The sequence below is a fragment of the Subtercola frigoramans genome, from assembly GCF_016907385.1.
In the GTDB taxonomy this organism is placed as follows: Bacteria; Actinomycetota; Actinomycetes; order Actinomycetales; family Microbacteriaceae; genus Subtercola; species Subtercola frigoramans.
In genome coordinates, this window is the sequence record NZ_JAFBBU010000001.1 from 1,985,183 (window position 1) to 2,007,479 (window position 22,297).

General features: G+C 63.9%; 17 protein-coding genes and 1 pseudogene. 13 read left to right on the plus strand and 5 right to left on the minus strand.

The genetic code is table 11. The features are described 5' to 3' along the window. Positions 1-9: 9 nt before the first annotated feature. Both JOE66_RS09305 and JOE66_RS09310 read right to left on the minus strand, forming a co-directional pair. On the minus strand, positions 10-762 hold the full coding sequence (locus tag JOE66_RS09305; protein ID WP_205108787.1) for an MIP/aquaporin family protein: 753 nt from the start codon (positions 760-762) through the stop codon (positions 10-12). A gap of 5 nt (positions 763-767) precedes the next feature. After that, positions 768-2,081, minus strand: a pseudogene (locus JOE66_RS09310) (NAD(P)-binding domain-containing protein). A 95-nt stretch (positions 2,082-2,176) separates the two neighbouring features. Between JOE66_RS09310 and JOE66_RS09315 the strand changes: the two are divergent. Continuing rightward, positions 2,177-2,524 carry an ArsR/SmtB family transcription factor gene (locus JOE66_RS09315; RefSeq protein ID WP_205108789.1) on the plus strand — a complete coding sequence of 116 codons (348 nt, stop codon included), beginning with the start codon at positions 2,177-2,179 and terminating at the stop codon, positions 2,522-2,524. Next, positions 2,521-3,039, plus strand: a complete 519-nt coding sequence (locus JOE66_RS09320) for a GNAT family N-acetyltransferase (RefSeq protein WP_205108791.1) — start codon at positions 2,521-2,523, stop codon at positions 3,037-3,039. Before JOE66_RS09315 ends, JOE66_RS09320 begins: the two co-directional genes overlap by 4 nt. A gap of 1 nt (position 3,040) precedes the next feature. Here the strand turns inward: JOE66_RS09320 and arsA are convergent, their stop codons facing one another. Further along, positions 3,041-4,795 carry an arsenical pump-driving ATPase gene (arsA, locus tag JOE66_RS09325; protein WP_205108794.1) on the minus strand — a complete coding sequence of 585 codons (1,755 nt, stop codon included), beginning with the start codon at positions 4,793-4,795 and terminating at the stop codon, positions 3,041-3,043. 8 nt (positions 4,796-4,803) lie between these two features. Continuing rightward, the gene (gene arsD, locus JOE66_RS09330) at positions 4,804-5,199 is read right to left on the minus strand and encodes an arsenite efflux transporter metallochaperone ArsD (protein WP_205108796.1); all 396 of its coding nucleotides are present in this window, start codon (positions 5,197-5,199) and stop codon (positions 4,804-4,806) included. Between the two features lie 203 nt (positions 5,200-5,402). Here arsD and JOE66_RS09335 point away from each other — a divergent pair, with 203 nt between their 5' ends. From JOE66_RS09335 to coaE, 5 genes are all read left to right on the plus strand, one after another. Next, a complete protein-coding gene (locus JOE66_RS09335; RefSeq protein ID WP_205108798.1) occupies positions 5,403-6,137 on the plus strand; it encodes a helix-turn-helix domain-containing protein in 735 nt (244 codons plus the stop codon). Between the two features lie 3 nt (positions 6,138-6,140). Continuing rightward, positions 6,141-7,040 carry a Fic family protein gene (locus tag JOE66_RS09340; protein ID WP_205108800.1) on the plus strand — a complete coding sequence of 300 codons (900 nt, stop codon included), beginning with the start codon at positions 6,141-6,143 and terminating at the stop codon, positions 7,038-7,040. A gap of 38 nt (positions 7,041-7,078) precedes the next feature. Beyond that, the gene (locus tag JOE66_RS09345) at positions 7,079-8,812 is read left to right on the plus strand and encodes a DUF885 domain-containing protein (RefSeq protein WP_205108802.1); all 1,734 of its coding nucleotides are present in this window, start codon (positions 7,079-7,081) and stop codon (positions 8,810-8,812) included. 151 nt (positions 8,813-8,963) lie between these two features. Beyond that, positions 8,964-10,418 carry a 30S ribosomal protein S1 gene (rpsA, locus tag JOE66_RS09350; protein ID WP_205108804.1) on the plus strand — a complete coding sequence of 485 codons (1,455 nt, stop codon included), beginning with the start codon at positions 8,964-8,966 and terminating at the stop codon, positions 10,416-10,418. 156 nt (positions 10,419-10,574) lie between these two features. After that, positions 10,575-11,195, plus strand: coding sequence for a dephospho-CoA kinase (gene coaE / locus JOE66_RS09355; RefSeq protein ID WP_205108806.1), 621 nt, complete (start codon positions 10,575-10,577; stop codon positions 11,193-11,195). A 128-nt stretch (positions 11,196-11,323) separates the two neighbouring features. Here coaE and JOE66_RS09360 read toward each other — a convergent pair whose 3' ends face one another. Next, positions 11,324-12,349: an ATP-dependent 6-phosphofructokinase gene (locus tag JOE66_RS09360; protein ID WP_205108808.1), complete on the minus strand. Its 1,026-nt coding sequence runs from the start codon at positions 12,347-12,349 to the stop codon at positions 11,324-11,326. Between the two features lie 123 nt (positions 12,350-12,472). Here JOE66_RS09360 and uvrB point away from each other — a divergent pair, with 123 nt between their 5' ends. From uvrB to JOE66_RS09390, 6 genes are all read left to right on the plus strand, one after another. Continuing rightward, a complete protein-coding gene (gene uvrB / locus JOE66_RS09365) occupies positions 12,473-14,536 on the plus strand; it encodes an excinuclease ABC subunit UvrB (protein ID WP_205108811.1) in 2,064 nt (687 codons plus the stop codon). A 180-nt stretch (positions 14,537-14,716) separates the two neighbouring features. After that, positions 14,717-17,608 (plus strand): excinuclease ABC subunit UvrA, encoded by a 2,892-nt coding sequence (gene uvrA / locus JOE66_RS09370; RefSeq protein ID WP_205108813.1) that lies wholly within the window; start codon positions 14,717-14,719, stop codon positions 17,606-17,608. Beyond that, positions 17,605-19,458, plus strand: coding sequence for an excinuclease ABC subunit UvrC (gene uvrC, locus JOE66_RS09375; RefSeq protein ID WP_205108815.1), 1,854 nt, complete (start codon positions 17,605-17,607; stop codon positions 19,456-19,458). The genes uvrA and uvrC overlap by 4 nt, the downstream gene beginning before the upstream one ends. Before the next feature lie 103 nt (positions 19,459-19,561). Continuing rightward, entirely contained in the window at positions 19,562-20,440 is an 879-nt protein-coding gene (rapZ, locus tag JOE66_RS09380; RefSeq protein ID WP_205108817.1) for an RNase adapter RapZ, read from the plus strand. Between the two features lie 78 nt (positions 20,441-20,518). Beyond that, entirely contained in the window at positions 20,519-21,496 is a 978-nt protein-coding gene (gene whiA / locus JOE66_RS09385; protein WP_205108820.1) for a DNA-binding protein WhiA, read from the plus strand. A 141-nt stretch (positions 21,497-21,637) separates the two neighbouring features. Beyond that, positions 21,638-22,261: a superoxide dismutase gene (locus tag JOE66_RS09390; RefSeq protein ID WP_205108822.1), complete on the plus strand. Its 624-nt coding sequence runs from the start codon at positions 21,638-21,640 to the stop codon at positions 22,259-22,261. The last annotated feature ends 36 nt before the right edge of the window (positions 22,262-22,297 follow it).

Genomic DNA, 22,297 nt, shown 5'->3' on the forward strand with positions numbered 1-22,297 from the left:
TGGGATCGATCAGCCCAGCTGCCGGTCCAGTTCGGATTCGGCAACAGACGCGGTAACGCGCGTGGCGACGGGAAAGATCACCAGCAGCAGACCGATCGCCAGAGCGGAGCCGATGATCTGCGCACCCACGTACCCGGGCACCGATCCGGGTGCGATCCCGGCGAAGGTATCAGAAAACATTCGCGCTACCGTGACGGCAGGGTTCGCGAACGAGGTGGAACTGGTGAACCAGTAGGCCGCACCGATGTACGCACCGACCGCTGGTGCGGCGAGAGCACCACGCCCCGTGCGGGCAAGAGCGAAGATCAGCATGATGAGGCCGGCAGTCGCGACGACCTCACTGAGCAGATGCCCGCCAGTGGCCCGATCGGTGGTCGATATGCTCGTCGGAACGTCGAACATCGCATTCGCGAGTAAAGCACCGGCCACACCGCCCAGGCATTGCGCCACGACATATGCCCCGACGTCGGGCAGGCTGAGTCCGGTCTGAGCCCGTCGGCCGAGCATCCAGTCGGTGGCGGTGACGACCGGGTTGAAGTGCGCTCCCGACACCGAGCCGAACAAAAGGATCAGCACCGTCAGGCCGAGCGCGGTCGTGATGCTGTTCTCCAGCAACTGCAGCCCGACATCCGTCGGTGAGAGTCGCTGCGCCGCCACGCCAGATCCGACGACGACCGTGACAAGCAGGCCGGTACCGAGGAATTCGGCACACAGGCGTCTCCACAGCGGGGGCCGGGAAGTGACACTCACAGGCAGATCCATCGCCGTCAGACGCTGATCGGCGCGCGGCCGAGTTGGATGAACGTGGGAGCGGGTGCGCAGCACGCGCCGCCCTTCGCGCCTGTCGGGTCATCGAACAAGCCAGCACCACCGCACACTCCGGTGTCCGGCAGCACCAGCTCAACACCGGCTGCGGCTTCGTGGTCACCGGCAAGCTCTGCGACAACGCTACGCACCTGCTCGTATCCCGTCATCGCTAGGAACGTGGGCGCGCGACCGTAGGACTTAGTCCCGACAAGATAGAAATCCTTCTCGGGCTGTGCCAGGTCTCTCGCACCCGTCGCCTGCACCTACCCGCAACTGTGCAGGTTCGGGTCGACCTCGGCCGCGATCCTCACCGGAGCCTGCAGGGTCGGGTCGAGCTCCAAACGAATCTCCGACAAGAACGACAAGTCCGGACGGAAACCTGTCAACACCACGACCTTCTCCGCGACCGGCAGGGCGCGACCATCCTCAGAGACGAGCACAGCACCGGCGCCATCAGTGCGGATCTGTTCGACTCGAAAGCCGGTGACGAGGTCTACGACACCGGTGTCGACAAGCTGTTGGGCGCGTGTACCGAGTGCACCGCGAGCAGGCAGCTCATCGGCCAGGCCTCCGCCGAACGTGTTGCCGACCGTGCCACGACGAAGCGCCCAGGTCACCCTTGTGTTCGGGTGCTGCTTCACCACTCGCGACAGTTCGATTACCGCGGTGGCGGCGGAATGCCCGCTCCCGACGACGACTGTGTGCTTGCCGGCGTACTGTTCGGCATCGGCACAGTTCGGAATCCGGTACGACACGAAGTCCGCGGCCGCCCGCTCACCCAACGCTGGGAGCCCGTCAGCACCGGCCGGGTTGGGCTGCGCCCAGGTACCCGAAGCGTCGATCACGGCCCGAGCATCCACCCGCGTCTCTACACCTTCAGCGTCGACGACGTGCACCGTGAATGGTTGCTCGCCACGACCCGCGTCGACCAACCGGTCTCGACCGCGTCGGCCAACGCCCGTCACACGCGTGCCGTAGCGGATTCGGTCACCGAGCGCCGAAGCAAGCGGGGCGAGATACGAAGAAACCCACTTCGCACCGGTCGGGTAACCCTTCGTGGGTGCGACCCATCCCGTTGGAGCGAGCAATCGCGAGGCAGCAGCATCGACGAGTTCGGGCCACTCGGAGAACAGGCGTACGTGGCCCCACTCCGACACCGCAGCCGCCGGGCCGGCGCCAGCCTCGAACACCAACGGTTCAATGCCGTGTTCCAACAGGTGTGCGGCGGCCGCGAGGCCCTGAGGCCCCGCACCGATGACGACGATGGGCAGCAGCTCGGTCACAATAGACTCCTCATATCGACTAACTTCAATACATAGAGGTTCGCCGATAGATCGACAAATGTCAATACGAGGTTTACCATGAGAACATGGCCATCGCACTCCCACTGACCGAAGACACCGCGAACTGCTGCGCCACCGTGACCGGTGGCGTGCTCGACGTCGCACAGGCCGAGCGCATCGCCCACGTATTCAAAGCCCTCGGCGATCCGACACGCGTGCGTCTGCTCTCCCTCGTTGCCGCAGGGCCCGACGGGGAGGCCTGCATCTGTGACCTCACGGCGCCCGTCGGGCTGTCACAACCGACTGTGTCGCACCACATGAGCAAGCTTGTCGACGCCGGTCTCATCACGCGCGAACAGCGCGGAAGATGGGCGTACTTCCGGGTTGTACCTGAGGCACTCGAATCGAGCGCCCAGGCGCTACTGACGAAATGACTGCCATCCAGGTACGTGGCCTGGAAGAAGCAGACTGGCCCCACGTCCGACGGATCTATGCCGAAGGAATTGCCACCGGCCATGCGACCTTCGAACCAGAACCGCCCACGTGGCACGCTTTCGATAATGGCAAACATTCCAAGCTCCGACTCGTCGCCGTTGACGACGGCACAGTAATCGGCTGGGCTGCAGCGTCGCCTGTATCGAGTCGGCCGGTATACGCCGGAGTCGTGGAACACTCGGTCTACATCGCCAATTCCGCCCGAGGCGGGGGAGTCGGCCACCTTCTCCTGGCAGCTCTCGTCAACGCCGCCGAACAGGCTGGCATCTGGACGATTCAGTCCAGCATCTTCCCGGAGAACACCGCCAGCCTGAGGCTTCACGAAAAACACGGATTCCGGGTCGTCGGGCGCCGGGAACACATCGCCCTCATGGCCTACGGCCCCCTGGCCGGATCGTGGCGCGACACCATCCTCATCGAGCGCCGAAGCTCCCACGGTGGCGCTTCTGGCTAGTTCACACGGGCTGAGGGGCCACAGCAGTCAGCGCAGCCAGCCGGTCGAGCCCGATCGGCTCTTCGGCGAGCAACGGGATGATCGCCACCCGTTCGGTCAGACCACGAACCTTCTCAATCTGCTCGACTTCACTTCTGGCCCTCGCCTGAAGGAACGGCGTCCCGGGATGAGCAGCGGCGATGGAGTTGTTGACGACCCAGCCCCACGGTTCGATGCCTGCCCTCTGCAGATCGTGCTGGAGTTCCTCTGCTTCGAGCACCGGTGTCGTCTCGGCGAGCGTGACCAGGATGACCTTCGTCAGCGCAGGGTCCTGCAGGTGCATCAACGGGGTGACGAACGGCATACTGTCACCGATCTGACGTGAGATTTCGCGGTGATAGGAGCCCGTCGCATCCAGAAGCAGCAGGGTGTGGCCTGTCGGCGCGGTGTCGACGACCACGAACTCCCGGCGTGCCTCGTGAACAGCCTGCGAGAACTGGCGAAAGACCGCAATCTCATCGGTGCAGGGGGAGAGAAGGTCTTCTGCGAGCGCTGCTCGCTCGTCGGAATCGAGGTTCTTTCCCTTCGTCGCCATGACGTGTTCGCGGTACTCACGGACGGCCTGTTCGGGGTCTATCCGCGATACGCGAAGTCCGGGGAGGCTGCCGTGCAGCGTTCCCGCGAGGTGCGCGGCGGGGTCGGTGGTCGTCAAGTGCACATTGTGGCCTCGCTCGGCCAGGGCCACGGCGATCGCAGCGGCGACCGTCGTCTTGCCTACACCGCCCTTGCCCATGCACAGCACGAGTCCGTGGCCGGGCTGCTCGAGCTCATCGACAAATCGACCGAGCGGCTCGTCGGAGACCTCGACCGAACCATGGTCTGCGAGCGCGGCCGCATCGACATCGAACAGCGTCGCGAGGGCGCTCACACCCATCATGTTCCCGGCCTTGAGGTCGAGCACGTCGAGGGGGAGTCCCGCGACCCCGAGTGGAATCGCAGCGATCGCAGCTGACTCGCGCTGTCGGACCGCGGTTGCGATCGGTTCTGTTCCCGCGATGTCCGGCAACACTCCGTTGATCACCAGATAGCCCCCGGCGATGCCGACACGACCGAGTTCGACTGCAGTGCGTTCGATCTCGACCAGAGACGAGGTCTGCGCCCGGGCGACGAGAATCAGGCGTGTTCGATGCGGGTCGGCGAGCGCGGCAACGGCTGCTGCATAGACGGCTTTGTGTTTCTCCAGCCCGGATAGCGGCCCGAGGCAGGAGGGGTCACCCTTGCCAGCATCAAGGAACTCGGTCCACGAACCTGGCAATTGCAGCAACCGGATCGTGTGCCCGGTGGGGGCCGTGTCGAACACGATGTGGTCGTATTCGAGCACCAGGCTCTCGTCGGTGAGCAACTCGGTGAACTCGTCGAACGAAGCAATCTCGGTCGTGCACGACCCGGAGAGGCCCTCAGCGATGTTCGCCCCTTCACTGTCGGGCAGCAGGCCACGAACCGGTGCGATGATTCGCTCCCGATAGGCAGCAGCGGCATGTTCCGGGTCGATTTCGAGAGCCCATAGGCCGTCGACGCCGGCTATCGGGGTCACCGTGTTGCCAATGGTGAGACCGAAGACCTGCCCGATGTTCGAGGCCGGATCAGTGCTCACCAGCAGAACACGTCGGCCACGGCCAGCCAGTTCCACGGCCGTCGCACAGGCGACCGAGGTCTTGCCGACTCCGCCCTTTCCTGTGAAGAACAGAAAACGCGGAGGGTTCTCGAGAAATTTCATGATTCAGTTCAGCAGCATCCGGACGCGCCGCCGCAGCATCCAGTGGCCGACTTCTCTGCGAGTCCGAGCTGCGTGTGTGCCGGGTCTGGGACGGCACGGCTGGTGAGCCCGGAGAATGCGATGAGTTGTTCGCGCGACGGGTATGCGCCCGTCGCCACGGTCACACCATCGACGACGGTGAGAGTGAGGCCCCTCGACCCGACCACGTGTATGAATGCGCGGACCGTCTCATCCGTGGTGAAGGAGAGAGGGTCGCTGGCCAGATTGTGGCGCTCGATGTCGGCGCCCAGCTCCTGCAGGCTGCGCACCGTCGCGGTGATGTCGACCAGGCTCTGGTCCACGTCGACCCCGCAGACGCCGGTGTCGCAACACAGCGCCGATTCATAGATGCGGATTTCAGTCATGCGATCTCTCCTTCAGTGAGCGGTTGTGCGCTTGTAACGAGGCTCGTTGTATCGACAGAATTCGATATGTCAATCTTGGCTCCAATATCGATGGATGTCAATACGAGTGCCTTGGGGGTCATTAGGAACGTTCGATTTCACTCATGGTGTGAAATGGGACGGGATGCTTTGTTTATGAATCACGACCTGATATCGTCGCTTATATGGAGCATTTTGTAGCGGGCATCATCCATCAATCCGGACTGACCTCCGTAGGTCTTGCTGCGAGATCAGGGGTGTCACGCTCGACTCAATTCCGCATCGACAGCGGAACCACAGATCCCGGCGTAGGAACACTCCGGGAGCTGGCCATCGCCGCGGGCCTCGACATCGAAGTGACGCTCCGCCCGCTCTCCGATCCCGATGCCGGCAGGGCGGCCAGAGTGCTGCTCGACGCACGGTTCGGCACAGCCGTCGACAAGGGCATCGATCAGTGGATGACCCGACTCCAGAGATTCGCCGGTGACGACCCTGTGACGATCGTGCGCGTCGCAGGCGAGAGCTCGAGGCTGCTTCATCGAGATGGCGCCATCTACCTCGCTGGCGAGGCGGACGACCTGAAGCTCGCAGCAGCAGGGGCGAATTCAGGCAGCGAGTGGATTCTCTCCGGCCGCGGCGCTCTTGAGCGGATCGGTGGCGATCGAGAACGGCTCAGCACCACGAGCCGGGTGATCTACACGGCTGACGTGCATCGGATCATCCGCTCGCTCAGTCACATGACGACTTCTCGACCAGAGAGCGCGACGGTCATCGTTGTGCCCTACTCGGCGGATCTGGCCGTCGACCCACTCATGGACGGGCCAGTCACTTATGTTGCGCCGATCCAGGCTCTCATCGATGCATTCGGCATGGGCAGAGATGCCGCGCTCGTTGCAGAAGAGATTGCCAGGGGGTGGTGAGCGATGCCCAAAACCGAAACGAACCGGGCAGTCGATGGGCGCACGGCCGTCAGTAAAAACTGGGCCGTCGCATCCCGGGAATTCACCAGGAAGCTCAGCGAAGCAAACGAGAGACAAACCACGACGGCGCGCCTGTCACGCTCTTCTCGATCCCAGACTCTCGCGCAACGAGAAACGGGCATCGTATGGGACGCCACGCAAGTCGACTTCTCGTTGCTCACGGCGTCGAAAGTAGCTCGTGTGCGAGCGCGATTCCGTTCGGCGCTGCCCGAATACATCTGGGATGCAGCGGCACTCGAGGGCAACCCGTACACACTGCCAGAAGTTCAGACTCTCCTCGAAGGCATCACTGTCAGCGGCCACAGACTCGAAGACCAGGATCAGATTCTTGCGTTGAACGACGCCTACAACGAGATGGATCGCATCGTCGAAGGCGGCGATTTCACGCTCGACAAGCTGACCAGCGACCGCATCCATGGAATCGTTGCCGTCCACGAGGCAATCGAATCGGGGCACTTCCGCGGCGAAGGCGAGGTGGGCGGAGGCGGCCTCGTCGGTCTCGGCGAGCTCGGTCAGTATCATGCATCCGATCCGGGCAAGCGCGGCCAAACCCTCCTCGACGAGAATGCACGCCTGCTGGCCTTCCTGAATGAACTGCACGATCCGCGCGAACAGGCGATCGTCTACTTCTGCGCGGCGACCAGGCGACAGTTCTACTTCGACGGCAACAAGCGAACAGCTCGCATCATGATGACCGGGCTCCTGTTGAGCCACGGCTTCGACGCGATCTCCATCTCGGCGCGGCGGCGACTCGAGTTCAACGAGAAGCTTCGAGAGATGTTCGACACCGGCAACGCAACCAGTCTCATGCGGTTCATCGTCGACTGCCGACCGCCGGCATAGGCCCACAGAGGAACGCCCGCAGACATAGGCTGGGAGGCATGACCGACAGCACCTCACCGGCCCCGCTTCCAGCCCGCGTTCCCACAGCGATCGACGACATCGCCGAGCGCTGGGTCGATACCATCGTGACCCTGCAGCCCACCCTCGGCACGTACATCGGGCGCGACGAGGCGAACGACCGCTACGGCGACTACTCACCCGCCGGCCACGCCGCATATCTCTCAGAGGTGCGGAGCACACTGGCTGAGCTCGAGGCGGCCACACCAGCCGACGCCGTGGATCTCGTGACGCTCACCGACCTCAGCAGCGAGCTGCGGCTCACCGTCGAGAGCGCCGCAGCGCAGCTCGAACTGCGCGACCTGAACGTCATCGAGTCTCCCTCACAGCAGATCCGCGACGTGTACGACCTCATGCCCACCGACACCACCGAAGACTGGGAGGTCGTCGCCACACGATTCGCCGGGGTCGGCGACGCGATCGACGGGTACATCGAGACGCTGCGGCAGGGCATCCGGTCGGGTGTCACCCCAGCAAAGCGCCAGGTGCGTGAGGTCATCGCCCAGGCCAGGAAGAACAGTGGCGAAGACGGCTTCTTCCACAACCTGGCCCGCTCGGCGGGTTCGACATCGTCTGGCGAGCCCGAGGGCGCCGGCCGGGTAGGCGGTACGGATGCCCTGCCCCCCTCGATCGCGAAGCACCTGACGCTCGGGGCAGACCTCGCCTCACAGGGCTACGAACGCCTCGCAGAGTTCCTCACCACCGAGTTGCTGCCCGTCGCCCCCGAAAGCGATGGAGTCGGACGCGAGTTGTACGAACTCGAGTCGCGCAAATTCCTCGGTGCAACCATCGACCTCGACGAGACCTACGAGTGGGGCGTCGACGAGCTCGCTCGCATGGTCGCCGAGCAGGAGTCGATCGCCCGCGAGATCCTGCCAGGTGCTTCGGTGCTCGAGGCGATCGCGTTCCTCGAGAACGACCAGAGCCGCAAGCTCCACGGTTCGGCCGCCCTGCAGGAGTGGATGCAGGCCACCAGCGACCGCGCGATCGCCGAACTCTCGGTGACCCACTTCGACATTCCCCAGGAGATCCGAGCCCTCGAGTGCCTCATCGCACCCACGAACGAGGGTGGCATCTACTACACCGGCCCCACCGACGACTTCTCGCGGCCCGGCCGCATGTGGTGGTCGGTTCCAGAGGGCGTGACTGAATTCGACACCTGGCGTGAGCTCACGACGGTGTTCCACGAGGGCGTGCCCGGCCACCATCTGCAGATCGGGCAGGCCGTGTACAACCGGTCGACGCTCAACACCTGGCGCCGGCAGCTCGCGGGCACCTCCGGCCACGCTGAGGGCTGGGCGCTGTATGCCGAACGACTCATGCAGGAGCTCGGCTACCTCGACGATCCCGCAGACAGGCTCGGGATGCTCGACGGCCAGCGCCTGCGAGCAGCGCGCGTCGTGCTCGACATCGGCGTGCACCTCGGCAAGCCACGGCTGGACGGCTCGGGAGTCTGGGATGCCGACTACGCCCTGGAGTTTCTTCGTGCCAATGTGAACATGAACGATGGTTTCATCCGTTTCGAAGTGAACCGGTACCTCGGCTGGCCGGGCCAGGCGCCGTCGTACAAGGTCGGCCAGCGCATCTGGGAGCAGGCCCGCGACGACTTCCAAAGGCGCGAAGGGTCGGCGTTCAGCATGCGTGAGTTCCACCGCAGGGCCCTCAACCTCGGGGGAGTGGGGCTCGACACCCTCACCTCCGCATTGAGGGCATAGGGCAGGTTGCCGCACGCCGAAAGCAGGGGCTAGGATTGATTGGCGCGATTTGCGTCACTCATCCATCGCCACGCGATGAAGAACTCCCCACAGATCTTGAGAGCTTTTCTTTGCGTTGCCTGATATATGTCCATACTGGAGCAACTACTACATGACAATCGTAACGACCGACAGGGCACCCAAGCAGGTCGCCGTCAACGACATCGGGTCTGCCGAAGACTTCCTTGCCGCGGTCGAGAAGACACTGAAGTTCTTCAACGACGGAGACCTCATCGAAGGCACCGTTGTAAAGATTGACCGCGACGAGGTTCTCCTCGATGTCGGTTACAAGACCGAGGGTGTCATCCCCTCCCGCGAACTCTCCATCAAGCACGATGTCGATCCCACTGACGTCGTCCAGGTCGGCGACCTGGTTGAGGCCCTCGTTCTTCAGAAAGAAGACAAAGAAGGCCGCCTCATCCTGTCGAAGAAGCGCGCTCAGTACGAGCGTGCCTGGGGCGACGTCGAGAAGATCAAAGATGCCGACGGTGTTGTCACCGGTTCGGTCATCGAGGTCGTCAAGGGCGGGCTCATCGTCGACATCGGCCTCCGTGGCTTCCTGCCGGCCTCGCTCATCGAGCTTCGCCGCGTTCGTGACCTCACGCCGTACCTCGGCCAGGAGATCGAAGCGAAGATCCTCGAGCTCGACAAGAACCGCAACAACGTCGTCCTGTCACGCCGCGCTCTGCTCGAGCAGACGCAGAGCGAGAGCCGCACCACGTTCCTGAACAACCTCCAAAAGGGCCAGGTCCGCAAGGGTGTCGTCTCGTCGATCGTCAACTTCGGTGCGTTCGTCGACCTCGGCGGCGTCGACGGTCTCGTCCACGTCTCCGAACTCAGCTGGAAGCACATCGAGCACGCTTCAGAGGTCGTCGAGGTTGGCCAGGAGGTCACCGTCGAGATCCTCGAAGTCGACCTCGAGCGCGAACGTGTCTCCCTGTCGCTCAAGGCGACGCAGGAAGACCCGTGGCAGGTCTTCGCCCGCACCCACGCCATCGGCCAGGTTGCACCGGGTAAGGTCACCAAGCTCGTTCCCTTCGGCGCGTTCGTTCGCGTTGCAGAGGGCATCGAGGGCCTCGTGCACATCTCGGAGCTGTCGGGCAAGCACGTCGAGCTCGCCGAGCAGGTTGTCTCGGTCGGCGACGACGTCTTCGTCAAGGTCATCGACATCGACCTCGAGCGTCGCCGCATCTCGCTGAGCCTCAAGCAGGCCAACGAGGGTGTCGACCCCGAGGGCACCGAGTTCGACCCGGCACTCTACGGAATGCTCACCGAGTACGACGACCAGGGCAACTACAAGTACCCCGAAGGCTTCGACCCGGAGACCAACGAGTGGCGCGAAGGCTTCGAGACCCAGCGTGAGAAGTGGGAGCAGGACTACGCTGCAGCCCAGGCTCGCTGGGAAGCCCACAAGAAGCAGGTTGCAACCTCGAACGAAGAGATCCCCGAGGGCGCGTCAACCGCTTCCGCCGGCTCCTCGTTCTCGAGCGAGTCGACCGGCGCGGGTACCCTCGCCGACGACGAGACCCTCGCAGCACTCCGCGAGAAGCTCAGCTCGAACAACTAGCAGCACCGATGGGCGATCCCCTGGATCGCGCATCACACGAAAGGCCGTTCTCCTTCGGGAGGGCGGCCTTTCGCCGTCTCTGCTTCTGCCGGTTGAGTAGCCGAGCGCAGCCCGGCGTATCGAAACCCCCACGCGTGACACCGGTAAAATCGCACCATGTATCTCATTGGCCTCACCGGGGGCATCGCGTCCGGCAAATCGACCGTTGCAACCCGCCTCGCCGAACACGGCGCCGTGCATATCGATGCCGACCAGCTGGCCCGCGAAGCCGTCGAACCCGGTACGGATGCCCTGCAGCAGATAAGCGACACCTTCGGTTCCCAGCTGATCCTCCCCGACGGCACCCTCGACCGCCCGGCTCTCGGCGCGCTGGTGTTCGGCCACCCCGACGAGCTCGCGAAACTGAATGCCATCGTGCATCCTGCCGTTCAGCAGCTGACCAGGTCGCACATAGCCGAGGCCGAACAACACGATCCGAACGCGATCGTCGTCTATGACGTGCCCCTGCTCGCCGAGTCGAACCTCCCGCACCGCTTCAACCTGATCGTCGTCGTGAACGCCTCCGACGAGACGCGCGTCGGCCGGCTCATCGCCAACCGGGGGATGAGCCGCTCAGAGGCTCACACACGCATCGCATCACAGGCTTCCGAGGCAGAACGGCTCGCCCTCGCCGACATCGTGATCGACTCCGACGGCACACTCGCGGAAACCCTCGGGCAGGCGGATGCCCTGTGGAGCCGCCTCGTGACCCTCTCGAAGTCGCCCGCCGCCGGCTGAGCCGAACCACCGGTTGAGTGGGTGCGCGTGGCTAGCCGAAGAGGAGAGCGGCCTCGTCGTACGCGAGCGCAGCGAGCGCGCCTGAACGGCGTGCACGCCCCCAGCGCGGCGCGAGGTGCATTCGTCGTTCAACCAAAAAGTAGAGCGGCCTCGTCGTACCTCGACTGGGGAACCGTCTTGAGCTTGCCGAGGGCCTCCTCGAAGCCGACGTGTACGATGTCGGTGCCGCGGAGCGCGACCATCTGGCCCCAGCGCTCCTCGAGCACCGAGTCACTCGCCGCCATGCCGAGCCGGGTTGCCAGAACGCGGTCGTAGGCGCTCGGGACTCCGCCGCGCTGAATGTGGCCGAGGGTCGTTGCCCGGGTCTCGATGCCCGTCATCTCCTCGATCAGAGGAGCGAGATGTTCGCCGATACCGCCGAGGCGGGGGCGGCCGAAGGCATCGAGTCCGCGTTCGGAGTGTGCATCATCCGCATGCCCTGCGACAAAGCCTTCAGCAACCACGACGAGCGGGGCGCGGCCACGGGCGTTGGCGCTCTCGACCCAGTCGGCGACCTGTTCCATCGTGGTCTTCTGCTCGGGAATCAGAATCGCGTGCGCGCCCGCGGCCATGCCGGAATGCAGGGCGATCCAGCCCACGTGGCGGCCCATGACCTCGGCCACCATGCAGCGGCTGTGGGCGTCGCCGGTGGTTCGGAGCCTGTCCATCGCGTCGGTGGCGATCTGTACGGCCGTGTCGAAACCGAAGGTGTAGTCGGTGGCGTCGAGGTCGTTGTCGATGGTCTTCGGCACTCCGGTGATCTTGAGCCCAGCATCCGTCAGCCTCTTGGCGGCAGCCAGGGTACCCTCGCCGCCGATGGCGATGATGGCGTCGATGCCTTCGCGCTGCATGTTCTCAAGAATGCGGTCGGGGCCTCCGTCGCCTTCGAACGGGTTGGTGCGCGAGGTGCCGAGAATCGTGCCGCCCTCTTTGGAGATGCCGCGAACGTTCGCCCGGCCGAGTTCGATCAGGTCGGTGTTGACGACGCCGCGCCAGCCGCCTTTGAAACCGACGAACTCCTGGTTGTTGATCTCGGTGCCCTTGAGCACGATTCCGCGGATGACCGCGTTCAGGCCGGGGCAGTCTCCGCCACTGGTCAGAATTCCAATTCTCATCGTCTGTTCCTGAATCTCTCTCTGGGCGTTCGGACGTTTACGTCTGGAGGGGTGGAGTCGTTGCGTGGAGCGGTGTTCTGGCACCGGGCAGGCAGTGTCAGTGCCTCTACGTAAACTTAATGCATGGAACCCACTCGCTCTGTCCGCCCTTTCGAGGTCATCAGTGACTACACGCCGAGCGGTGACCAGCCGGCGGCGATCGCCGAACTGACGGCCCGCATCAACGCGGGTGAGACCGACGTGGTGCTGTTGGGGGCCACCGGTACTGGCAAGTCGGCCACCACGGCGTGGCTCATCGAGGCCGTACAGCGGCCGACGCTCGTGCTGGCGCACAACAAGACGCTCGCGGCGCAGCTGGCGACCGAGTTCCGTGAGCTCATGCCGAACAACGCCGTCGAGTACTTCGTGTCGTACTACGACTACTACCAGCCAGAGGCCTACGTGCCCCAGACTGACACCTTCATCGAGAAAGACAGTTCGATCAACTCCGAGGTAGAGCGATTGCGGCACTCCACGACCAACTCGCTCCTGAGCAGGCGAGACGTGGTGGTCGTGTCGACCGTGTCGTGCATCTACGGCCTCGGCACGCCGGAGCAGTACATGAAGGCCATGATGGCGCTGCAGGTCGGTATGAAGGTTGACAGGGACTGGTTGATCCGCAAGTTCATCTCCATGCAGTACCAGCGCAACGACATCGACTTCTCGCGGGGCAACTTCCGTGTACGTGGCGACACCATCGAGATCATCCCCATGTACGAAGAACTGGCCATCCGCATCGAGATGTTCGGCGACGAGATTGAGGCGCTCTACACTCTGCACCCCCTCACCGGCGACATCGTGCGCAAGATGGATTCGATCTCGGTCTTTCCCGGGTCCCATTACGTCGCAGACACGAACGTCATGCATCGCGCCATCGGTACCATTCAGGAGGAGCTTGCCGAACGCCTCACCCAGCTCGAACGCGAGGGAAAACTCCTCGAAGCCCAACGGCTCCGTATGCGCACCACCTTCGACCTCGAGATGATGCAGCAGATCGGCTTCACCTCGGGCATCGAGAACTATTCGCGGCACATCGACGGCAGGCAGCCCGGCGAGGCCCCGCACTGCCTGCTCGACTATTTCCCCGACGACTTCCTCGTCGTCATCGACGAGTCGCACGTCACCGTGCCGCAGATCGGGGCCATGTACGAAGGCGACTCGTCGCGCAAGCGAACGCTCGTCGAGCACGGCTTTCGGCTTCCGAGCGCCCTCGACAACCGCCCGTTGCGCTGGAACGAGTTCAACGACCGCGTGGGCCAGAAAGTGTATCTCTCTGCGACACCGGGCAAGTACGAGATGGGGATCGCCGACGGGGTGGTCGAGCAGATCATCCGGCCGACCGGCCTCATCGACCCCGAGATCATTGTCAAACCGTCGAAGGGGCAGATCGACGACCTGCTCGAAGAGATCCGCATCCGGGTGGCGAAAGACGAGCGAATCCTCGTCACCACCCTCACCAAGAAGATGGCTGAAGAGCTGACTGACTTCATGGCGGAACACGGGGTTCGAGTGCGGTACCTGCACTCCGACGTCGACACGCTGCGTCGTGTCGAACTGCTCAGCGAACTTCGGGCCGGCGTCTACGACGTGCTGGTCGGTATCAACCTGCTGCGTGAAGGGCTCGACCTGCCCGAGGTATCGCTGGTGGCGATTCTCGACGCCGACAAAGAGGGGTTCCTGAGGTCGTCGACCTCGCTCATCCAGACCATCGGGCGGGCGGCGCGAAACGTCTCGGGCGAGGTGCACATGTATGCCGACGTCATGACGGCATCGATGACCCGCGCGATCGAAGAGACGAACCGCCGGCGCGAGAAGCAGGTGGCGTACAACCTCGAGCGCGGGGTAGACCCGCAACCTCTCCGCAAGAAGATCAACGACATCACCGAGATGCTGGCGCGGGAGGGCGCAGACACGGCGGCGCTCCTCGCGGGGCGCAACAGCAAGAAGAAGAGCCCCACGCCGAACCTCCGCCGCGAAGGCATTGCGGCGGCGGGGGCGAACGAGCTCGAGAGCCTCATCGCCGACCTCAACGACCAGATGATGACGGCAGCTGGCGAGCTCAAGTTCGAGCTGGCGGCGCGCCTGCGTGACGAGCTCGGCGATCTGAAGCACGAACTCCGCCAGATGGAGAAGGCCGGCCACATCTAACTCACCGCTGGTTGAGTAGGCCGAAGGCCGTATCGAAACCCAGCCGCGAGCGTGATTCACGGTTTCGATACGTCGGCTGCGCCGACTACTCAACCAGCGTGGAGCTATCCCGCCATCTCAGTACGCTGTCAGCGGAGGCTCTGGGGGAGCGGTGTCGGTGGCTGCACGTAGACTTCTGGGGTGTCGATTACTGAGGTGGATTCTGTCGGAAAACTGAGTGTTCGTGGAGCGCGCGTGCACAATCTGCGCAATGTCGACCTCGACATTCCGCGTGATTCACTCGTCGTCTTCACGGGGCTCTCTGGGTCAGGAAAGTCGTCGCTCGCGTTCGACACGATCTTCGCCGAGGGGCAGCGTCGCTACGTCGAATCGCTGAGCGCGTACGCCCGCCAGTTCCTCGGGCAGGTGGACCGCCCCGACGTGGATTTCATCGAAGGGCTGAGCCCGGCGGTCAGCATCGACCAGAAGTCGACCAACCGCAACCCGCGATCGACGGTCGGTACCATCACCGAGATCTACGACTACATGCGCCTCCTCTGGGCGCGCATCGGCATTCCGCACTGCCCTGTCTGCGGAGAGAAGATCTCCGCGCAGACCGTGCAGCAGATCGCCGACCAGCTGATGGAGATGGAGGCGGGAATCCGCTACCAGGTCGTCAGCCCGGTCATCTCGCAGAAGAAGGGCGAATTCGTCGACCTCTTCAAAGAGCTGGCGGCTGGCGGGTACTCGCGTGCGGTTGTCGACGGCGAGATCATCCAGCTGAATGATCCACCAAAGCTCAAAAAGCAGATCAAGCACGACATCTCGGTGGTCATCGACCGCCTGGTGGCCGGCCCCGACATTCTGAGCCGCCTGACGGACTCGCTCGAGACCGCCCTCCGTCTCACCGATGGCATTGTGCAGGTGAACTACGTCGACGCCGACGGGCCCGACGCCTGGCAGACGTTCAGCGAGAAGCTGAGCTGCCCCAACCAGCACCCCCTCCAGCTCACCGAGATCGAACCCCGCACCTTCTCCTTCAACGCGCCCTTCGGCGCCTGCCCCGAATGCTCCGGCCTCGGCACTCGCATGTCGGTCGACGCCGAGCTGCTGCTGGGTGACCCGGAGCTCAGTATCAAGGAGGGTGTGATCATCCCCTGGACCACGCAGGGCAAGGGTCTCTACAACTACTACGAGAAGCTGCTCGACGGGCTCTCGCGCGACCTCAAGTTCGACCTCGGCACTCCGTGGAACGAACTGAGCAAGACCGTGCAGGAGGCTGTGCTCCGCGGCGACAACTTCGAAGTGCGCGTGAAGTGGAAGAACCGCTTCGGCCGCGAGATGAGCTACACCTCGGGGTTCGAAGGTGTGGTTCCCTACATCGAACGCCAGTACCTGCAGGCCGAAACCGACAACCAGCGGGCCCGGTGGTCGGAGTACCTGCGCGAAGTGGCGTGCCCGGTCTGCGACGGCAAGCGTCTCAAGCCCGAGGTACTGGCCGTGCTTGTCAACGGCCACAGCATCGCCGATGTCACCGACATCAGCCTCACCGACGCGCACGACTTCATGGCCGAGCTCACTCTCACCGACCGTGAGGCACACATCGCCGCGCAGGTGCTTCGTGAGATCCGCCTGCGACTCGACTTCCTCATCCAGGTCGGGCTCAACTACCTCAATCTTGCGCGGGCCGCGGGCTCCCTGAGCGGTGGAGAAGCCCAGCGCATCCGGCTCGCCACGCAGATCGGCTCCGGTCTCACAGGCGTGCTCTACGTGCTCGACGAGCCGAGCATCGGCCTGCACCAGCGTGACAACCGCCGGCTGATCGAAACGCTCATCAAGCTGAAGAACCTGGGTAACACTCTCATCGTGGTCGAACACGACGAAGACACCATCCGCACGGCGGACTGGGTGGTCGACATCGGCCCCGGTGCTGGCGTCAACGGCGGCAAGGTCGTGCACTCCGGCTCCTACGAGGGCCTGCTCGCCAACAGGGAGAGCCTGACCGGCGACTATCTCTCCGGTCGCAAATCGATCGAGATCCCCGATTCCCGGCGCCCCATCGACCCTGAACGAAAGATCACCGTCGTCGGCGCAGAAGCCAACAACCTCAAGAACGTCACCGTTGATTTCCCGCTCGGTACCTTCATCGCCGTCACCGGGGTGAGTGGTTCCGGCAAATCGTCGCTGGTCAACGACATCCTCTACCGAGTACTCGCCAACAAGCTGAACGGTGCGCGTAAGATCCCCGGCCGACACAAGCGAGTGACCGGCCTCGAGAACCTCGACAAGGTGGTGCACGTCGACCAGAACCCGATCGGTCGCACGCCGCGGTCGAACCCAGCCACCTATACCGGTGTCTTTGACCGGATCCGCACGCTCTTCTCCGAAACCCTCGAGGCGAAGGCGCGCGGCTACCTACCGGGGCGGTTCAGCTTCAACGTCAAGGGCGGCCGCTGCGAGGCCTGTTCCGGCGACGGCACGATCAAGATCGAGATGAACTTCCTGCCCGACGTGTACGTCGCCTGTGAGGTCTGCGGGGGAGCACGCTACAACCGCGACACCCTCTCGGTGCACTACAAGGGCAAGAACATTGCCGAGGTGCTCGACATGCCGATCGCAGAGGCCGCGGTGTTCTTCGAGCCGATCCAGGCGATCCACCGCTTCCTGAACACCCTGGTCGAGGTCGGTCTGGGCTATGTGCGACTCGGCCAGAGCGCCACAACCCTCTCAGGCGGCGAGGCCCAGCGGGTCAAGCTCGCCACAGAGCTCCAGAAGCGGTCGAACGGGCGAAGCGTCTACGTACTCGACGAACCCACCACAGGCCTTCACTTCGAAGACGTGCGCAAGCTGTTGCTCGTTCTGAACGGCTTGGTCGACAAGGGCAACACCGTCGTCGTGATCGAGCACAACCTCGACGTGATCAAATCGGCCGACTGGCTGATCGACCTGGGGCCGGAGGGTGGCTCGGGCGGCGGCAAGATCCTCGCCACAGGCACGCCGGAGCAGCTCGCCAAAGTCAAGAAGAGCCACACCGGCTTCTTCCTCAAGGAGATCCTCGACGCTGAAGAGGGTACGAGACGCAAGGCGTCATGAGCGACACCGTCAGCTATCGCCCGAAGGCAGGGGAGATCCCGACCCAGCCCGGTGTCTACCGCTTCCGTGACGAGTCAGGCCGGGTGCTCTACGTGGGGAAGGCGCAGAACCTTCGCGCCCGCCTGAGCAACTACTTCGCACCTCTGCGGAGCCTGCACGAGCGCACCCGCCGAATGGTCACCACAGCATCCAGTGTCGAATGGACCGTTGTGGCCACCGACATCGAGGCGCTGCAACTCGAATACACCTGGATCAAGGAGTTCGAACCGCCGTTCAACGTCAAGTTCCGTGACGACAAGACCTACCCGTTCATGGCGATCACCCTGGCCGACGAGGCACCGCGGGTGATGGTGACGCGCAACCAGAAGATCAAAGGCGCGAAGTACTTCGGCCCGTACCCCAAGATCTGGGCGGTGCACGAGACGATCGACCTGATGATCAAGGCCTTTCCCATTCGCACCTGCTCCGACTCGAGCTACAAGAAGGCCATGCAGAGCGGACGGCCCTGCTTTCCCGGCCAGATCGGCCGCTGCGGCGGGCCCTGCTCCGGCAAGGTCACCATCGAAGAGCACCGTGAGCTGGTCAACGACTTCATCGCCTTCATGAACGGCCACGACAAGAGGTTCGTCACCGAAGCGACGAAACGTATGCGTGAGGCTTCAGAGGCGCAGGAGTACGAGAAGGCGGCGCGTTACCGCGACCAGCTGCAGGCGCTCGACGCGGTGCTTGAGAAGAGCAACGTTGTCCTGGCCGACAGCGTCGACACCGACCTGTTCGGTATCGAGCACGACGAGCTGGCCGCTGCCGTGCAGCAGTTCATCGTTCGCGGAGGCCGCATTCGCGGAGTCAGAGCCTGGATGGTCGACAAGGAGCTCGATCTGAGCACCGCCGAACTCGTGGACTCCATCCTGCAGACCGCGTACGACGGTTTCGTCCCGCCGCGCGAGATAATCGTGCCCGACCTCCCCGACGACGCCGAAGAGCTCGAGCAGTGGCTCTCCCAGCGTCGCGGCACCTCGAAAGTCGCGCTGAAGACGGCCCAGCGAGGCGAGAAGGCCGCCCTCATGCAGACGGCCACCCTCAACGCGAAGAACGCCCTCATGCTCTACAAGATGCGACGCAGCACCGACTTCGTCGCACGCACCGAAGCCCTCACCGACATCCAGAACGGGCTCGGGATGCCCGACGCGCCCCTGCGCATGGAGTGCTTCGACGTCTCGCACCTGGGCGGCACCAACGTCGTCGCCTCGATGGTGGTCTTCGAAGACGGGCTGGCCCGCAAAGACCAGTACCGGCGGTTCACCATCCCCGAGACGACAGACGACACCGACTCGATCTACCAGGTGATCACCCGCAGGCTCGCCTACCTCGAAGAGGGTTCAGAACGAGCCGACTCCGACACTGCTGCGAAGAAGTTCTCGTACCCGCCGAACCTGCTCATCGTCGACGGCGGCCAGCCGCAGGTGCAGGCCGCCGCCCGCGCGCTGAAGGAGTCCGGTGTCACCGGCATCTTCCTGTGCGGCCTGGCGAAGCGGCTGGAGGAGATCTGGTTGCCCGACGACGACTTCCCGGTCATCCTGCCGCGCGGCAGTGAGGCCCTGTTCCTGCTGCAGCGTATCCGCGACGAAGCCCACCGCTTTGCCATCACGCACCAGCGGGCCAGGCGCAAACGCGACATCACCTCGGTGCTCTCCGAGATCCCGGGCCTCGGCCCGGCCCGCGTGAAGACACTGCTCAAGGAGTTCGGCTCTGTCACCAAGCTGAAGCAGGCGAGCGCCGAGCAGATCGCAGAGGTGAAGGGCATCGGCGAGGTGCTGGCTACGACGATCCACCATCAGTTGCGGTCGTAGTCATGGCTCCCCGGCATGCTGGCCTGCGCCCGAAGGCCGTCGCCCGGCCCGATAGTCTAAGAAGACGCACCAGGCTCCGACGAAGCGAAGGCACACAACAGCGATGACACTCGACACTGCCCAGCAGCAGGAAGTGCTCATCGTGACTGGAATGTCGGGTGCTGGCCGTTCGACGGTCGCGAATGCGCTCGAAGATCTCGGCTGGTACGTCGTCGACAACCTGCCTCCCCAGATGCTCCGGCCGCTGGTCGACCTGGCAGAGCACGCCGGCCAGGCACTGCCCCGCCTCGCCGCCGTGGTCGATGTGCGTGGACGTGACTTCTTCTCTGACCTGCAGGACATCATCCAGGCTCTCCGCAGCGGCATCCAGCTTCGAGTGGTCTTCCTCGAGGCGACAGATGCCGCGCTGGTGCGGCGCTTCGAACAGGTGCGTCGCCCGCACCCTCTCCAGGGCAACGGCACCCTGCTCGACGGCATCGGTGCGGAGCGGGCACGCATGACCGCCATCCGCGAGTCCAGTGACATCATCATCGACACCTCAGACCTCAATATCCACCAGCTGGCAACCGTGGTGGCCGAGCGCTTCGCCGCGGTCGACACGGCTGGCGTGCAGGTCACAGTGATGAGTTTCGGGTTCAAGTACGGCGCCCCCTCCGATGCCGACGCAATGGCCGACTGCCGCTTCATCCCCAACCCCTTCTGGATTCCCGAACTGCGCGACAAGACCGGCCTCGACGTCGAGGTTGCAGACTACGTGCTCGCCCAGGAGGGTGCAGAGGAGTTCATCGACAACTACGCGAAGGCGCTTGCTCCCGTTCTGGCTGGGTACCAACGCGAGAACAAACGGCACGCCACGATTGCCATAGGCTGCACGGGCGGCAAACACCGTTCGGTGGCCGTTGCCCGCAAGCTCGCCGAACTGATCAGCACCAATCCCGGCGTCGCCGTGAGTATCAAGCACCGCGACCTCGGGCGCGAATAACCGGCATCCGTCGCACACCAGGGTCGCACTGTTTCGCGACCGGTACGCAGGATGACCGCACTAAGGAGATGGAAGAGATTGGCTCTCACCGCCGATGTCAAGACCGAACTGACCGGAGTCGTTGTCAGCAAGACAGCAGCCCGGGCCGCCGAACTGGCGACGATACTGAGGTTCGCCGGGGGTCTGCACCTGATCTCGGGTCGAATCGCCATCGAGGCTGAACTCGAAACGACCGAACTCGTCAAACGCGTGCGCAAGGACCTCGCCGAACTGTACGGAGTCCGGGGCGACGTGTCGCTCATTGCGGCTTCGGGCGCCAGGCGAAGCAGCTACTACCTGGTGCGGGTTCTCGACGGCGGCGAGACTCTGGCCCGCCAGACAGGCCTGCTGGATGCCCGGCGGCGCCCGATCAGGGGCCTCCCCAACCGCCTCACAACCGGGTCGGTTGAAGAGCTCGCCGCGGTCTGGCGTGGAGCGTTCCTCGCCCAGGGTTCGCTGACGGATCCCGGACGCTCTGCCGCACTCGAGGTGATCTGCCCCGGCAACGAGTCGGCAATGGCTCTCGTCGGCGCTGCAGCTCGCCTGCACGTTGCGGCGAAAGCACGGGAAGTGCGCGGGGTACACCGGGTGGTCATCCGTGACGGCGAGGCGATCGCCTCGATGCTCGGGTTGATGGGCGCGAAGGAATCTGTCGCGCGCTGGGAGGAGATGCGCCAGCGCCGCGAGGTCCGCGCCACGGCCAACCGGCTGGTGAACTTCGACGATGCGAACCTCCGCCGCTCAGCGCAGGCCGCCGTGGCCGCGTGCTCGCGGGTGGAACGCGCGCTCGAGATCATCGGCGACGAGGTTCCGGAGCACTTGCGTTATGCAGGTGAACTCCGGTTGAACTTTCGTGATGCCAGCCTCGACGAACTCGGTTCCCATGCCGAACCACCGATGACCAAGGATGCGATCGCCGGGCGTATCCGTCGCCTACTCGCGATGGCAGACAAGAAGGCGACAGACCTCGGAATCCCCGGCACTGACGCGAACCTTCCGCCCGATCTGGACGACTGATACCAGCTGGTCCCTCACAGGGGGAATCATTCAGATGACGTGCGGTTGACTTCAATAGAATGGTCAGGTGGGGGAATGAGCCCTCGGTTTCGATCCAGAAGCCTGAGGCGGCACCTCACACAACAAGTACAAGGAGACACAATGGCTGAATACACCCTTCCAGATCTTCCCTACGACTACGCAGCACTTGAGCCGCACATCAGTGCGACGATCATGACGCTGCACCACGACAAGCACCACGCGACCTACGTCGCGGGCGCGAACGCCGCGCTTGCCCAGCTTGCCGACGCTCGCGACTCCGAGAACCTCGCGGTCGTCAACAAGCTCGAGAAGGACCTCGCCTTCAACCTCGGTGGCCACGTCAACCACTCGATCTTCTGGACGAACCTGTCTCCCGAGGGTGGCGAGCCGACCGGCGAGCTGGCCGCCGGCATCGACGAGTTCTTCGGCTCGTTCGACAAGTTCAAGGCCCACTTCACCGCCGTCGCGCTCGGCGTCCAGGGTTCCGGCTGGTCCGTTCTCGCCTACGACGTCATCGGCAAGAAACTCAGCATCTTCCAGCTCTTCGACCAGCAGGGCAACGTGCCGTTCGGCCTCGTTCCGCTGCTCATGCTCGACGTCTGGGAGCACGCGTACTACCTCGACTACAAGAACGTGCGCCCCGACTACGTCAAGGCGTTCTGGAACATCGTCAACTGGGAGAACGTCGCATCGCGGTACGCCGCTGCGAGCTCTAAGACTGACGGTCTGCTGATACTGTCATAGCGAATCCACGTCAAGCATTCACGGGCGCCGCACCGG